18 protein-coding genes are annotated in these 13228 nt (G+C 71.2%); 7 read left to right on the plus strand and 11 right to left on the minus strand.

Annotated elements, in window-relative coordinates:
* Positions 1-103: 103 nt before the first annotated feature.
* Complete coding sequence (locus ACFYUS_RS14290; protein ID WP_388850320.1) at positions 104-1045, plus strand: SigB/SigF/SigG family RNA polymerase sigma factor; 942 nt, start codon at positions 104-106, stop codon at positions 1043-1045.
* On the opposite strand, the gene ACFYUS_RS14295 is transcribed toward ACFYUS_RS14290, so the two are convergent.
* From ACFYUS_RS14295 to ACFYUS_RS14310, 4 genes are all read right to left on the minus strand, one after another.
* Entirely contained in the window at positions 987-1484 is a 498-nt protein-coding gene (locus ACFYUS_RS14295; protein ID WP_388850323.1) for an ATP-binding protein, read from the minus strand. The genes ACFYUS_RS14290 and ACFYUS_RS14295 overlap by 59 nt on opposite strands.
* Before the next feature lie 27 nt (positions 1485-1511).
* Complete coding sequence (locus ACFYUS_RS14300; RefSeq protein ID WP_388850326.1) at positions 1512-1877, minus strand: STAS domain-containing protein; 366 nt, start codon at positions 1875-1877, stop codon at positions 1512-1514.
* Between the two features lie 339 nt (positions 1878-2216).
* On the minus strand, positions 2217-2372 hold the full coding sequence (locus ACFYUS_RS14305) for a DUF6131 family protein (protein WP_388850328.1): 156 nt from the start codon (positions 2370-2372) through the stop codon (positions 2217-2219).
* 240 nt (positions 2373-2612) lie between these two features.
* The gene (locus tag ACFYUS_RS14310; RefSeq protein WP_388850331.1) at positions 2613-2849 is read right to left on the minus strand and encodes a hypothetical protein; all 237 of its coding nucleotides are present in this window, start codon (positions 2847-2849) and stop codon (positions 2613-2615) included.
* A 384-nt stretch (positions 2850-3233) separates the two neighbouring features.
* Between ACFYUS_RS14310 and ACFYUS_RS14315 the strand changes: the two genes are divergently transcribed.
* From ACFYUS_RS14315 to ACFYUS_RS14325, 3 genes are all read left to right on the plus strand, one after another.
* A complete protein-coding gene (locus ACFYUS_RS14315) occupies positions 3234-4556 on the plus strand; it encodes an ammonium transporter (RefSeq protein ID WP_388850334.1) in 1323 nt (440 codons plus the stop codon).
* Entirely contained in the window at positions 4553-4891 is a 339-nt protein-coding gene (locus ACFYUS_RS14320) for a P-II family nitrogen regulator (RefSeq protein ID WP_388850337.1), read from the plus strand. Before ACFYUS_RS14315 ends, ACFYUS_RS14320 begins: the two co-directional genes overlap by 4 nt.
* A gap of 251 nt (positions 4892-5142) precedes the next feature.
* Positions 5143-6450: a chloride channel protein gene (locus ACFYUS_RS14325; protein ID WP_388850612.1), complete on the plus strand. Its 1308-nt coding sequence runs from the start codon at positions 5143-5145 to the stop codon at positions 6448-6450.
* Between the two features lie 123 nt (positions 6451-6573).
* On the opposite strand, the gene ACFYUS_RS14330 is transcribed toward ACFYUS_RS14325, so the two are convergent.
* The 6 genes from ACFYUS_RS14330 to ACFYUS_RS14355 all read right to left on the minus strand — a co-directional run bounded on the left by ACFYUS_RS14330 (position 6574) and on the right by ACFYUS_RS14355 (position 10759).
* Entirely contained in the window at positions 6574-6870 is a 297-nt protein-coding gene (locus ACFYUS_RS14330) for an SHOCT domain-containing protein (protein ID WP_388850340.1), read from the minus strand.
* Positions 6871-6901: 31 nt separating this feature from the next.
* Complete coding sequence (locus tag ACFYUS_RS14335) at positions 6902-7360, minus strand: DUF6325 family protein (RefSeq protein WP_388850343.1); 459 nt, start codon at positions 7358-7360, stop codon at positions 6902-6904.
* A gap of 638 nt (positions 7361-7998) precedes the next feature.
* Positions 7999-8769, minus strand: a complete 771-nt coding sequence (locus tag ACFYUS_RS14340; RefSeq protein ID WP_388850346.1) for a methyltransferase domain-containing protein — start codon at positions 8767-8769, stop codon at positions 7999-8001.
* A gap of 282 nt (positions 8770-9051) precedes the next feature.
* Entirely contained in the window at positions 9052-9672 is a 621-nt protein-coding gene (locus ACFYUS_RS14345) for a hypothetical protein (protein WP_388850349.1), read from the minus strand.
* A gap of 272 nt (positions 9673-9944) precedes the next feature.
* A complete protein-coding gene (locus ACFYUS_RS14350; RefSeq protein WP_388850352.1) occupies positions 9945-10148 on the minus strand; it encodes a twin-arginine translocase TatA/TatE family subunit in 204 nt (67 codons plus the stop codon).
* 35 nt (positions 10149-10183) lie between these two features.
* A complete protein-coding gene (locus ACFYUS_RS14355; protein ID WP_388850355.1) occupies positions 10184-10759 on the minus strand; it encodes a TerD family protein in 576 nt (191 codons plus the stop codon).
* 152 nt (positions 10760-10911) lie between these two features.
* On the opposite strand from ACFYUS_RS14355, the gene ACFYUS_RS14360 reads away from it, so the two are divergent.
* The gene (locus ACFYUS_RS14360) at positions 10912-11337 is read left to right on the plus strand and encodes a BlaI/MecI/CopY family transcriptional regulator (protein WP_388850358.1); all 426 of its coding nucleotides are present in this window, start codon (positions 10912-10914) and stop codon (positions 11335-11337) included.
* A gap of 5 nt (positions 11338-11342) precedes the next feature.
* Positions 11343-12272 (plus strand): M56 family metallopeptidase, encoded by a 930-nt coding sequence (locus ACFYUS_RS14365; protein ID WP_388850362.1) that lies wholly within the window; start codon positions 11343-11345, stop codon positions 12270-12272.
* 17 nt (positions 12273-12289) lie between these two features.
* Here the strand turns inward: ACFYUS_RS14365 and ACFYUS_RS14370 are convergent, their stop codons facing one another.
* Complete coding sequence (locus ACFYUS_RS14370; protein WP_015036953.1) at positions 12290-12745, minus strand: tellurite resistance TerB family protein; 456 nt, start codon at positions 12743-12745, stop codon at positions 12290-12292.
* A gap of 163 nt (positions 12746-12908) precedes the next feature.
* On the opposite strand from ACFYUS_RS14370, the gene ACFYUS_RS14375 reads away from it, so the two are divergent.
* Positions 12909-13217: a thioredoxin family protein gene (locus ACFYUS_RS14375; protein ID WP_388850365.1), complete on the plus strand. Its 309-nt coding sequence runs from the start codon at positions 12909-12911 to the stop codon at positions 13215-13217.
* The last annotated feature ends 11 nt before the right edge of the window (positions 13218-13228 follow it).

Raw genomic sequence — 13228 nt, forward strand, 5'->3', positions numbered from 1 at the left:
AAGGGTCTGACGGCCTTGTGCGCGGGTATACCCCTTGGAGGAGACCGCACGGTTTCCACCGCCTCGCGGGTCGGCCGGTTCGTGCCACCCGTCGGAGGAACTCATGTCACCCGTTGCCCGCTACACCGCGGATCCGCCCCCTGCCGATCCGTACGCCGCAGATCCGTACGCCACCGGCTCGTACGCCGACACCCCCGAAATGCCGGAGGCCCCGCTCGCCGTCAGCACGGCCGAGGCGCGGACCCTGTCCGTCGCCCTCTTCCGGCGCCTGAACGGGCTGTGCGAGGGCACGCCCGAGTACTCCTACGTGCGCAACACGCTCGTCGAACTGAACCTCAGCCTGGTGAAGTACGTGGCGCGCCGGTTCCGCAACCGCTCCGAGCCGCTGGAGGACATCGTCCAGGTCGGCACGGTCGGCCTGATCAAGGCCATCAACCGGTACGACGTCGAGCGCGGCGTCGAGTTCACCACGTTCGCCATTCCCACGATCACCGGCGAGATGAAGCGGTTCTTCCGGGACACCAGCTGGTCCGTGAAGGTTCCGCGCCGCCTCCAGGAGCTCCGGCTCGACATGGCGAAGACCCACGACGCACTGGAACAGCGGCTGGGACGGCGGCCGACCGACGGCGAACTCGCACAGGGCCTCGGCATCAGCACCGCCGCGCTGGCCGAAGGCCGCCGGGCGGCCAACGGCTACACCGCCGGCTCCCTGGACACCCCCGTACAGGAGGAGGAGGCCGGCTCCCAGGGTCCGACGCTGGGGACGGAGGACGGGGCGTACGAGCGCATCGAATGCCTGGAGACGCTGAAACCGCTGCTCGCCACGCTCAGTGACCGTGACCGGTTGATCCTCTCGCTGCGCTTCGGCGAGGAGCTGACCCAGACGGAGATAGGCGAACGGCTCGGCCTCTCCCAGATGCACGTATCACGACTGCTGAGCCGGATCATGGCCGCGTTGCGGACCGGAATGCTGACGGACGACGAGGTCAGGTCAGGCCGGGAGACCTGCCCCTCCACCGGGGGAACGTCCCGCCACCGCGCCTGAGGGCCGACGGCGCGTCGACCTCCACCCACACGCACTTTCCGCCGTCCACCTGCTCCGAGCCCCACTCCCGGGCCAGCCGCTCCACGATGAGCAACCCGTGGCCACCGGGCACGGCCGGGTCGGACGGGGACCTGACGACCGGCGGGACCGGGCTTCCGTCGGTGACCTCGATGCGCAGCCGCTCGGCGGTGCAACGCAGCAGCAGCGATTTCGGGCCGCCCGCGTGCATGCAGGCGTTGGCCACCACCTCGGACACCAGCAGCAGAACGTCGTCAGTCGTCTCGTCCGCGCGGTCACTCCCGCTCCCGGCCGCCGACGCCGACGGCCACTGCCACTCGGTCAGGGCGAGGCGGGTGAAGTCACGGCACTTGCTGACGACATCCGTGGTGCCGTGCAGCACCAAGCGCCGGGTCCATTCCGGTGACCGGCGCTCACTCATCGATCCTCCTTCGCCAGGCGCGCTTCGCTACGGGCGCCGGTGACTCGCCAGTGCCGCCTCCACATCAGCGTGGAGCGGAAAGAGTCCGGCCGCACCAGTGACGTGGAGCATGCGCTCTATCGGCTGGTGAAGGCCGACCAGTTCAAGGCTGCCACCCGATTCCCGGACCGCCAGCCGGTTGTGCAGCAACACGTTCAGTCCCGTCGAATCGCAGAACTCGAGCCCGCTGAAATCGACGAGCACCCGCTGCCCGCCGCGTACCCGAACGACTTCAAGAGCCGCCCTCAAGGAATCGGCGGTGTCGTGGTCGAGCTCCCCGGCCAGCGCCAGGACGGTGGCGCCCTCGACGGGCCGTACATCGACCGTGAAGCGTTCGTCGTCTGCCGTCGGCATCAAGCACCCCCTTCATGCAAGGTTTCCGTCCGGATGTCTTGCACCTACCCCCTGGGTCGTGTTTTAGGGGGCGCGGGCGCGCTAGGGGCAGATCGGCGGATCCCCGGAGCCGGTCCTTCTCCGCCCCGCTTCTTCGGGCGAAAAGGGGGACCGGGTGAACAACTCTGCACGTTTCAACTGGCTTCCAGGCGTGGCGAATGGGCCGGTGCCGAGCGGGGTCCCCGCCCGGCACTCCTCACAGGTCGCCGCGCGCGGCCGTGAATGACGGCCTTTCCGGAACGGGTTCCGGACGGCCCGGTCATCGGGCAGTGGTATCGCGTCGGCTCGAATCGGGTGTGCCTACCAATAGTGGCGCCGCCATCCGACCGTGTGTCCGGCGGATCCGAGAATGAGCAGGAGGACGCCGACGACGGCCAGGATGATTCCGAGGGTCCACAGGACGGGAATTCCGAGCAGGTAGCCGACGACCAAGAGGATGACTCCGAGTATGATCATGATGTTCTCCGATCCTGCAAGCCTCTTCTGCCCCATTTCGGCGCCGGAATGTGCAATGAGGAGGCCCTGCCTGAAAGGATCCGGAGAACGGAGCGGCGCGATGCCCGGGACAGGGCTCCTGGCCGTCATGGACACGGGCAAGCCGCGCACGCCGAGATCCCTCCTGTCCGACGCCCCCGCCACCGCCGACGGGCGCGACCCCGGCGCCGCAGCGGCGCGGCGACCTGGAGGTCGGCCGACTCAGCGATCTTCGTGCTTGTCCTCCGGCTCCTCGCCGCGCAAGTCGTGCATCACGTCGTACATCGTCGCGTCCCGGCCATGCTCACGCAGAACCTCATCGGGACTGAGCGGCTGACCGCCCGCCCTCAGTTGATCGGGCTCCGGCGAACGCCCGCGGATCCGCTTCGCGCGGTCCTTGTCCGGCGTCTGACGCTCGCCTCGCACGGCGCCGTCGCCATCCCGCCTGTCGCCGCCCATGTCGGTCCACGCTCCTCACGTCATCGGAGTCGTCACACGGCGCTCAACGCCGCCGGGCGTCTTTCCCGGTAACCGGCGGCTGTCCCTTCCTGCGCCCGCTAAACATACGAGCGGGGTTCTTCCCCGAGGGCCACCAGGGCGCCCTTCGGCTTCGCGCCCGGCCGGTCCGCCCCCCGAGCCGTCGTTTCCTTCGGTGGTCCGGTCGGTCGCGCCGGGGCCGGTCGCGCATGACGATGCCGAGAGCGGATCCTTCGGCACGAGCGGGTGCGGCGTGAGCTTCCGGCAATCCCCGCGTCATACGAAACACAGCGGAAACCCCTGTGTACGCATGGCGAAACGCGCCGCCACGAGGCTCTCCCCCTACCCCGTAGGAGGAGACCGCTGATGCCCCTCGCCGCCGCACCCCGGCTCGACACCGGCGACACCGCCTGGATGCTCGCCGCCACCGCGCTGGTTCTGCTGATGACCCCGGGCCTGGCTCTGTTCTACGGCGGCATGGTCCGCACGAAGAGCGTCCTCAACATGCTGATGATGAGCTTCGTGTCGATCGCCCTGGTCACGGTGGTCTGGCTGGTCGCCGGCTACTCGCTCGCGTTCGACGACGACGCCTTCGCGGGCCTGATCGGCGGCCTCGGACACCTCGGCCTGGCCGGCATCGGTCCCGACACCCTCACCGGCACGGTTCCCACCTTCCTCTTCAGCACCTTCCAGCTGACCTTCGCGATCATCACGGCGGCGCTGATCAGCGGTGCGGTCGCGGACCGCACCAAGTTCGCGGGCTGGCTCGTCTTCGTACCGGTATGGACGCTTCTCGTATACGTTCCCGTGGCGCACTGGGTGTGGGGCCCCGGCGGCTGGATCACGCACTCGCTGGGCGCCCTCGACTTCGCGGGCGGACTCGTCGTCGAGATCGCGTCGGGCGCGTCCGGCCTCGCGATGTGCCTGGTGCTCGGTCCGCGCATCGGCTTCAAGAAGGACGCGATGCGGCCGCACAATCTGCCGATGGTCCTGCTCGGCGCGGGTCTGCTGTGGTTCGGCTGGCTCGGCTTCAACGGCGGCTCGGCGCTCGGCGCGAACGGTCTGGCCGCCGCGTCCCTCCTCAACACCCTCGTCGCCGGGTGCACCGGTCTCCTCGGCTGGCTCTTCGTCGAGCAGCGGCGCGACGGCCACCCGACCACGTTCGGCGCGGCGTCCGGCGCGGTCGCCGGGCTCGTGGCGATCACTCCGGCGTGCGGGGTCGTCGGCATGCCGGGCGCGGCGGCGGTCGGTCTCGCCGCGGGTGTCGTCTGCTCGTACGCGGTCGCCTGGAAGTTCCGCTTCGACTACGACGACTCGCTGGACGTCGTGGGCGTGCACTTCGCCGGCGGTGTCGTCGGCACGCTGCTGATCGGCCTGTTCGCGACCTCGGTGATGACCGGTGGCCAGGAGGGGCTGCTGTACGGCGGCGGGCTCGGCCAGCTGGGCCGGCAGGCCCTCGCCGTGGCGATCGTGGCGGCGTACACCTTCCTCGTCACGTACGGGATCGGCAAGGCCCTCGACCGGGCGGTGGGGCTGCGGGCCTCCACCGAGGAGGAGTTGACGGGACTCGATCAGACGGTGCACGCGGAGACCGCTTACGATCACGGCGTGCTCGGCCACGGCGGCGCGCCGCTGCACGCCGCGTCCCCCGTCACCTCGCCCGTCAAGGACAGGAAGCCCTCCGCATGAAGCTGATCACCGCGATCGTCAAGCCGTTCCGCCTCGACGAGGTGAAGAACGCGCTCCAGGAACTCGGCATCAACGGGCTGACGGTCACCGAGGCCAGCGGCTACGGGCGCCAGCGAGGCCACACCGAGGTGTACCGGGGCGCCGAGTACCGCGTGGACCTCGTCCCCAAGGCCCGGATCGAGGTCGTCGTCGAGGACGCCGACACGGAGCCCGCCATCGACGCCATCGTCCGCGCCGCCCACACGGGCAAGATCGGCGACGGCAAGGTGTGGGCGGTGCCGGTGGAGACGGTGGTGCGCGTCCGCACGGGGCAGCGCGGCCCGGACGCGCTCTGACGTACGGGGCGGCACCGGGTCGCCTTCGTCGGCTCCGCTCAACGGCTGAACCGCGGCGCACACGCATAACCGCACTGCTCTCACGGTATATACGCCCCGATATATACCCATAGCGCCATCCTGTGTCCCGGAGACCCGGGCGCCTGGCGTGGTGTCGAGCCGTGGAGGACCCCATCACCGGAACCCCACCTCAGAGCCTCTCGGCCGACGCGCAGGGCGGCCAGCCCCAGGAAGCCGACCTGCTGCGGACGATGCTGCGGCGGCCCGAGTACCGCAAGGCTCTGGTGTTCTCCGGGCTGATCGGCGTTCCGGTGGCGCTCGTCGCCTTCTGGTTCCTCGTGGCGCTCCACGAGCTGGAGGGCCTCATCTGGACGGACTGGCCGAAGGACCTGGGCTGGAAGCAGGCTCCCTGGTGGTGGGGGCTCATGCTGCTGCCGGTGGCCGGGCTCGTCGTCGGTCTGGTGGTCGCACGCCTGCCCGGCCGGGGCGGACACATCCCGGCGGGCGGGCTGCACGCGGGCGGGGTCACGAAGCAGGCCCTGCCCGGTGTCGTCCTCGCCGCGGTGGCCGGTCTTCCGCTCGGCGCCGTACTGGGCCCCGAGGCGCCGCTGATCGCCCTGGGCGGAGGCCTCGCGCTGTTCTTCGCGGGCCTGGTCCGCGCCCCGCAGACCGAAGCGAGCACGGCGCTGCTCGGCGCTGCCGGGGCGGCGGCGGCCATCTCCGCGCTCTTCGGGAACCCGGTGGTCGGCGCCGTGCTGCTGATGGAGGTGGCCGGGGTGGGCGGGCCACAGCTGTTCGCCGTGATGCTGCCGGCCCTGCTGTCCAGCGGCGTCGGAGCGTTGATCTTCACCGGGTTCGTCCACTGGACGGGTCTTGAGACGGGCAGCCTGGACATCGGACTGCCCGAGCCGCCGCCGCTCGACGGCGCGGACGTGCTGTGGGTGCTCGTGGTGGCGCCCGCCGTCGCGTTCCTCGTCCACTGGACCCTCGTGGGCGGCCGGTTCGCGGCCCGTTTCGTGGTGAGCCGGATCGTACGGAACACCATTCTCTGCGCGACGGGCGCGGCGGTCTGCGTCACGCTCTACGCCGTCACCACCGGTCGCTCGCCCGCCGAGGCGGCCCTGTCCGGCGAGGCCACGCTTTCCGACCTGGCGCAGAACCCCCACGGCTGGCCGGTGGGAGCCCTCGTCGCGGTCCTCGTCTTCAAGGGCCTCGCGTACGCGCTGAGTCTGGGAAGTCTTCGCGGTGGCCCCGTCTTTCCCGCCCTGTTCCTGGGCGGAGCGACCGGCGTCCTGCTCGCCCCTCTGCCGGGCCTCGGTCTCGTGCCGGCGATGGCGATCGGCATGGCCGCCTCGGTGACCGCGGCCCTGCGGCTGCCCGTGAGCAGCGTGATCCTGGTCGTGCTCCTGCTGGGCAACGTCGAGACGGTGGCCCTCGTGGTACTGGCCGCGGTCCTGTCCTTCGTCGTCACCGAGCTTCTGCCCCAGGGCCCGCGCATCCCCGCCTTCGCCGAGCGTCCGAGCGGCCGAACGCGCCGTCCCTCGCCCCGGCGGCCATGAGCCGTTCGGAACGAGGGGCGGCGCGCCGGCTCCGGCGGGCTCAGGAGCCGTAGGGGACGAGAGCGGGCGCGCTCCTTCCTGCGGCTGGAAGCCGCAGGCACGCGGGCAGCTCGTCTCCGGGCGTCAGGAACCGAGGAGCTTGCTCTTCTGGGCCGCGAACTCCGCCTCGGTCAGCACGCCCTGTTCCTTCAGCTCGCCGAGTTCCTTGAGCTGAGCGATCTTGCTGCTCATGTCGTCGGCCGGGGCGGGGGCCGCGGCCGGCGGCGGGGGCGGCGGGGGCGGCGGTGCGTACTGTTGCGCCGGCGCCGGTTCCTGCTGGGCCCAGCGGCCCGCCTGGCGTCGCGAGACCCTGTTGGAGACGGCGGTCGCCGTCCCGGCCACTACTGCGGTGCGCGCCACACCGCGAAGAAGTCCTGGCATGTCGATCCTCCTTGACTGTCGTCCGTCGGCGTCAGGCGGCGGCGCTGCCGCCCGATTCCTCCATGGCGTCCAGCGAGGCCAGCAGGGCCTGCATGGGGATGCGCCCGCCGGCCACGAGCTGCGCACCGCCGCGCCGCAGTTCCCGCGCGAGGGGCGCGGCCCAGAGGTTCTCGTAGACGATGATGCCGGCCGAGTTGCCCGCCTCCAGGGCCGTCCCCGCCTCGTCGAGGTCGTCCTGACCGAGGAGTCCTGACGCGGAGCCCTCGAACACGGTCAGGTCCAGTTCGCCGTCGGCGTCGATGTCCCGTAGCTCCACGCCGACGACACTGCCGTCGACGTCCTTCCGGACGAACGAGAGGTCGAGAATGCGGATGATGCCTCTGTCGACCAGATCGAGGAGAAGGGGCAGTCCCTTGCCCGTCATACGGTTGCCGGGAAACTCGATGACCAGGTAGTCCACCGGCCCCATGTCCTCGAATTCATCGCTCATGACCACTCCACACGCAGTTGGGAAGGACTTGACCGACCCCACCCCGTCCGTGCCGCGTCTCGACGGACGAGCCGGACGCAGTCCTGTCCCCATTGCAGCATCGGCCGGTGCGCCCCGCACGTTCACGCGGAGCCCGTGGAGACGACGAGCCCGGCCCGCAGGTGGTCGGGAGGCGTCGACTGCGGCCCACGCGCAGGCCAGGGGGCCCGCGCTGCGGCCCGGCGTGGCCGTCCACAGCCGCTACGACAGCGGCTGGTCGGCCTGCGGGGAGTCGATCGTCCCGACCGTCTCCATGACGGGGCCGTGGTCGACGAGGAGGTCCTCCCGCCGTCGCGGCAGCCGGTGTGCAGCGCGTCGACCACCGACCGCCCGCCGGGCTTGAGGCCGGTGGTCATGGCGGGCAGAAGGCGAAGCGGGGCCAGTCCGGCTCGCCCCGGGCGCCGGGTTCGTCCGGGACGACCCGGTGGAGCCGGGCCCCGCCCCCGCCCCCGCCCCTGCTCCTGCTCCTGCTCCTGCTCCTGCTCCGAAAGGGACCGAACCGTACGGCATCAGGGCGAGGTGCCGTGTGGCTCAAGCCGCACCGGGCCGTGGCCGGGCGGGGCGTTCAGCGCTCCACCGCCCGTCGGCGTCGTCGAGCGTCAGGCCTCCTTTCCGAAGACGAGCACTTCGGTGGTGGCGAAGCCCATGGGGGCCAGGAAGCTGGCTTCCAGGGTGCAGCCGAGGGTTGCGAAGAGGTCCACGCAGGCCTGGCGGGGCATCGCGGCCGGGTAGGAGTCGTGGCCCACGCCGCCTCTGGTCGCCCAGGCGCGCATCGTGGCGGGGTCCAGGCAGGTCTCCGTCATGAGGTCGAAGACGATCCGGCCGCCGGGTCGGGTGACGCGTGCCATCTCGAAGAAGTAGCGGGAGGCGCAGAGGAAGGTCACCGTGTTGAAGACCTTGTGGGCCTGGACGAGGTCGATGCTTTCGTCAGGGGTCGGGGAGAGGCTGCTTTCCGAGGTCGGCTGGGCGATCACCTTGAACGTGTCCACCAGGTAGCGGGCCCAGGGCTCTGCCGTCTCGTAGATCTCGTAGCGGCTCGGCGAGCACTCCTTCAGGGTCTTCTCCAGATACCGGCCGGAGCCGGGTCCGATCTCCAGCACCGTCTCCGGGGCGGCGGCGAAGACACCGAGGGCGCGTAGTTCGTCGATGGTGGACCGGGTGGCGCCAGGCGTCCCGTTCATGACCTCGTCGATGTAGTCGCCGGCTGAAAGGCCAGAGGCCCGCGCCGCCCGCATGGTCGCCTCGAACGGGATGAAATCGTCCACTCCGCCACGGTTGTTGGTGCTGCGCACGATGTCGAAGCCCGTACGCCCCAAGAGCCGCTTGATCCCTGCCTTCAATGCGGCCGTTCCTTTTCCTGTCGCGCTCATTCGGCGTGACCTCCCAGGTTGTTTCCGCTTCCGGTGTCCGGCCGCGGGTGGAGGGCGAGTCGGGCGGTGTGGAGAGGGCCGCCGAGTCGGTCGTCATCGGCGGGTCGGGTGCGCGCATCGCGCGGCGGTGGGGCCGGACTCGGTTCCACGTGCTTCTGCGATGCGGGCATGGCTGGTACGGCGGTCACGGCGGACGCTCCGGTGTCGGTGAGGGCACGCCGAAGTCATGGGCGTGCGTGAGGGCATGGCGTGGCAGGACATGGCGTGGAGTGCTGCCGGGGCTTACGGGGCGCAGGGTTGCGCGCGATGCAGCAGGACCATGAGCGCATGCGGTCGCGGCAGTGCGACGGCCGGACGGGGCGTCCGTACGGGAGCCGGCAGGGGCTCGGCCGTACGGCGCCGGACGAGGCCGATGACGTACGGCAGTCGTGTCCAGCAGCAGCGTGCGGTGCCGGCCGCCGCGTGCGCCAGGCGGGCGGGCAGATCGGCCGTGCCGCGGAGGAGGAGGATCAGGGCGAGCCCGACGAGGAGGTTCAACGCGGCCATGGCGACGGGCTGGTGGTGCCAGGCCGGCGGGAGTCGCAGGTGGCCGTCCAGCCGGGCTGCGGGAGTGTCCGTCCCGGCCGGCTCCAGCCAGCCGGGCAGGAGTGCTTGTGCGGCGGTGAGGGCGAGGGTGCTCGCGCGGGATGCTTCGGGGCGTATGGCCGGGTGGGCGCACGCGGTGAGGACCGCTGCCGCGACGAGCAGGGCGGGCCAGGAGGCGGCGGAGCCCGTCGTCGCATGGCGCAGTCCCGCGGCGAGTGCGGTGCCGGCCAGCGCGAGGACGACCGCCCGGACGGCAGCGCCACTCGCGGGAGGGTGCTCGGCCGGGAGAGGGTGATCGAGGGCGCGGAAGGTCGGCATGACTCGACCATCATGGCCGAAGCGCACCCGGATCTCAGCGTGAATGCCACATTCTGGAGTGCGGGTGGGGGAGTTGGGCGGTCAGCCCCCATGGCCGACCCCATGGCCGACCCCACGTCCGGCTTCACGAACGGCTGCTTGTCCGGGCGGTCGCGTCCGGGCGGGCTCGTGTCGGCGGTGCTTGTCGGCGGTGTTCGGCGTCGGTGGTCGTCGGAGACGCCCGTCGGCCGCGCGCGAGGGACCGCGCCGCGGCCGACCGCGCCGTTCGTGCGTCAGCCGCGCTCTGTGCCCGGTGTCTCCTTCACCTGGTAGGTGGCTTGGGGGTGAGGGGTGTCGTCGGCCTTCATCGCCTTCGCCTCGCTCTTGAGGATGCGGGCCGACTTGCCCGCGCTGCGGGCGAGTTCGGGAAGTTTCTTGGCGCCGAGGACCAGGATGAGGACGATCAGGACGATCGCGATCTCGCTGATGCCGAACACGGGCTGTGCTCCTTGGGGTTCGTGGTGACCGTTCGTCAGACGTTGACGCCGAAGTCGGCGGCTATGCCGGCGAGACCGGAGGCGTAGCCCTGGCCGACGGCGCGGAACTTCCAGTCCGTGCCGTGCCGGTAGAGCTCGCCGAAGATCATCGCGGTCTCGGTGGCGGCGTCCTCGGACAGGTCGTAGCGGGCGAGTTCGACGCCGTTCGCCTGGTTGACCACGCGGATGAAGGCGTTGCGGACCTGGCCGAAGCTCTGGTCGCGGTTGTCGGCGTCGTGGATCGAGACGGGGAAGACGATGCGGGTGATCTCGGCCGGGACGGCGGAGAGGTTCACCTTGAGGCTTTCGTCGTCTCCGTCGCCCTCGCCGGTGAGGTTGTCGCCCGTGTGCTCCACGGAGCCGTCGGGGCTGGAGAGGTTGTTGTAGAAGACGAAGTGCCGGTCGGAGGCGACCTTGCCCGTGTCGGAGAGGAGCAGGGCGCTGGCGTCGAGGTCGTAGTCGGCGCCGGTGGTCGTGCGGACGTCCCAGCCGAGGCCGACGAGGACCGCGGTGAGGCCCGGGGCCTCCTTGCTCAGGGAGACGTTGCCGCCCTTGGACAGACTCACACCCATGCCGATTCCCCTCTTCGCGTACCCGGAGCCGCCAATCTACAGTGATGTAGAAGGCACTGGTAGGGCAGGTCCGGGGCTGGTCAGTACGATGAGCCGCCGCCTCGCGGCAGGCGAGCAGGAGCGGCGCACGGGGCGTACGGGAGGACAGTGGCGTGGTGGACCGACACGGCGGCGGGGTGGAGCCGGCTCCGCGCAGGCGAGGGCAGGGCGTCCTGGAGGCCCAGGTGCTCGGTGTGCTGCGTGGCGCGGGGGAGCCGGTGCCCGTGGCCTGGGTGCAGGAGCGCCTCGGCGGCGGCCTCGCCTACACCACCGTGATCACGATCCTGACCCGCCTGCACGCGAAGGGCGCGGTCTCCAGGGAACGCGTCGGGCGGTCCTTCGTGTGGACGGCCGTCGCGGACGAGGCCGGCCTCGCCGCGCTGCGGATGCGGAAGGTCCTCGACGCGGAGTCGGACCGGCAGGCGGTCCTCACGAGCTTCGTCACCGCGCTCTCGCCGAACGACGAGCGACTGCTGCGTGAACTCCTGGCCGATGTCCCGGAGGAAGGCGCGGAAGGCCCCGAGGAGGGGGAAGGCTGACCGTCATGGGGGTTTTCGTCTTCCTTCCGCTGGTCCTTCCGCTCACCGCCTGGCCGGTCGCCCGCCTCGCCGAGCAGCGTCTGCATCCGCGCACCGCGACCCGGCTGCTCGCCGCCGTCGCCGGGATCCTCGCGCTGTGCAGCACGCTGTGCCTCGGGCTGCTCATGATCGTGGGGACGGCGCAGCTGCCGGGCAATCCGCTGCCGGACGGCTGGTCCGACCCCGAGGTCCGCGCGGCCGTCCCGTACGACGAGGTCGCGGGCAAGGCGGCCATTCCCGCGCTGCTCGCGGTGCTCGTCTCGTGCGGGTCGGCGGCCTGGCGCCATGTACGGGTGCGCCGGCGCGCGGAGGCGGCGCTCGCCGGACTGCCGAAGAGGTCCGTCGCGGTGCTCCCCGACGCCGATCCGTACGCGTACGCACTGCACGGCCGCCGCGGTCGGGTGGTCGCCAGCGCGGGGATGCTGGCGGGGCTGAGCCCGGCCGAACGCAGGGCGCTCTTCGCTCATGAGCGCGCCCATCTGAACGCCCGTCACCACCGTCACCTCCTGGCGGTGCACCTCGCCGCCCGGGCCAACCCGTTCCTGCGCCCGCTGCGGACCACCGTGACGTACACCGCCGAGCGGTGGGCGGACGAGGAGGCGGCCGCCGCGGTCGGCAGCCGCCGTACGGTCGCCCGGGCGATCGGCAAGGCGGCCCTGATGTCGCGCGGGCCGCTCGCGGTCACCCTTCCCGCCCTCGCCGCGGCCGGCCCGGTGCCCCGCCGGGTGGCGGCACTCCTGCGGCCGGCCCCGGCGGGCCGTGCCTGGCCGCCGGTCTTCACGGCCGTCGGCATGGCGGCCTGGGGTGCCGCGGCGGGGGCGACCGTGTCGGCGCTGTCCTCCGCGAACTCCGCCGTCACGCTCTTCCTCATCCTGCACGCGGCCACCCCCGTGTAGCCCGTGCGGTCCGTGTACTAGAGGTCGAACTCGTGGGGCGGCAGGTCGAGGGTGAAGCACGCCTCGCGGACCACGGCCTGCTCGGTCTTGTCGAAGTCGCCGTCGGCGCCGCCGATGACGATGCCGATCTGGATGACGGCGCGGGCCTCGGCCGGCTTCTTCTTCGCCTTGGCGATCTCCTGGAGCACGCTCACCTTGCCGAAGTCGAAGTCGGCGGTGAGCTTGTCCAGGTTCGCGTCGAAGCGGCGCTGGAGGTCGAGCGCGTCGAAGTTCTGCAGCACCTCGTTCGTGGAGATGAGCTGGGCGACCCGGCGGCGCTCGGCAGGGTCGATCGTGCCGTCGGCGGCGGCGACCAGCGCGCACATGGCCATGCTCGCGTCGCGGAACGCGCCGCTCTTCAGGTCGTTCTTCTTCGCCACCAGCTGGGTCTGCATCGTCGATGCGGACTCCTTGATGCGGTCCCACAGGGCCATGACTGAGTACTCCAGACGTCGATTGTTTCTACGACCCTGTAGAACGTAGCAGCGTGGCCGATGGTTCCCGCTGATTTCCCGGCGTCCGCATTCCTCGGCATCCGTGTGCCGGTCCGGTGTTCGGGCGTTCGTGTTCCGGTCCGGTACGGGGCATCATGACGGCGTGGTCATCGAACTGCTCTACATCGCCGACTGCCCCGGTTGGGCGCTCGCCCGGAAGCGGCTCGACGAAGCCCTCGCGGCCGTGGGCCGGAGCGACTCGGTCGTGAGACTCCGCGTGGTCGAGACCGACGAGGAAGCCCGCGCGCTCGGCTTCCCCGGTTCGCCCACGATCCTCCTCGACGGCTACGACCCCTTCCCCTCGGCCACCCGGACCGACGGCCTGACCTGCCGCGTCTACGCCACTCCGGACGGCCTCGCGGGCGCACCCACGGTGGCACAGCTCGTCCGGGTCCTGGAGGGCGGCGCCTGAGGCCGTGACGG

Source organism: Streptomyces sp. NPDC004284 (genome assembly GCF_042874035.1).
Taxonomy (GTDB): domain Bacteria; phylum Actinomycetota; class Actinomycetes; order Streptomycetales; family Streptomycetaceae; genus Streptomyces.

Coding starts and splice junctions, on each gene's coding strand:
- ACFYUS_RS14330 (WP_388850340.1), bottom strand. CDS start 6,870: ATGCCAGGACTTCTTCGCGGTGTGGCGCGCACCGCAGTAGTGGCCGGG.
- ACFYUS_RS14355 (WP_388850355.1), bottom strand. CDS start 10,759: ATGGGTGTGAGTCTGTCCAAGGGCGGCAACGTCTCCCTGAGCAAGGAG.
- ACFYUS_RS14365 (WP_388850362.1), top strand. CDS start 11,343: ATGGGGGTTTTCGTCTTCCTTCCGCTGGTCCTTCCGCTCACCGCCTGG.
- ACFYUS_RS14335 (WP_388850343.1), bottom strand. CDS start 7,360: ATGAGCGATGAATTCGAGGACATGGGGCCGGTGGACTACCTGGTCATC.
- ACFYUS_RS14340 (WP_388850346.1), bottom strand. CDS start 8,769: ATGAGCGCGACAGGAAAAGGAACGGCCGCATTGAAGGCAGGGATCAAG.
- ACFYUS_RS14370 (WP_015036953.1), bottom strand. CDS start 12,745: ATGGCCCTGTGGGACCGCATCAAGGAGTCCGCATCGACGATGCAGACC.
- ACFYUS_RS14325 (WP_388850612.1), top strand. CDS start 5,143: ATGCTGCGGCGGCCCGAGTACCGCAAGGCTCTGGTGTTCTCCGGGCTG.
- ACFYUS_RS14295 (WP_388850323.1), bottom strand. CDS start 1,484: ATGAGTGAGCGCCGGTCACCGGAATGGACCCGGCGCTTGGTGCTGCAC.
- ACFYUS_RS14305 (WP_388850328.1), bottom strand. CDS start 2,372: ATGATCATACTCGGAGTCATCCTCTTGGTCGTCGGCTACCTGCTCGGA.
- ACFYUS_RS14310 (WP_388850331.1), bottom strand. CDS start 2,849: ATGGGCGGCGACAGGCGGGATGGCGACGGCGCCGTGCGAGGCGAGCGT.
- ACFYUS_RS14315 (WP_388850334.1), top strand. CDS start 3,234: ATGCCCCTCGCCGCCGCACCCCGGCTCGACACCGGCGACACCGCCTGG.
- ACFYUS_RS14290 (WP_388850320.1), top strand. CDS start 104: ATGTCACCCGTTGCCCGCTACACCGCGGATCCGCCCCCTGCCGATCCG.
- ACFYUS_RS14320 (WP_388850337.1), top strand. CDS start 4,553: ATGAAGCTGATCACCGCGATCGTCAAGCCGTTCCGCCTCGACGAGGTG.
- ACFYUS_RS14345 (WP_388850349.1), bottom strand. CDS start 9,672: ATGCCGACCTTCCGCGCCCTCGATCACCCTCTCCCGGCCGAGCACCCT.
- ACFYUS_RS14300 (WP_388850326.1), bottom strand. CDS start 1,877: ATGCCGACGGCAGACGACGAACGCTTCACGGTCGATGTACGGCCCGTC.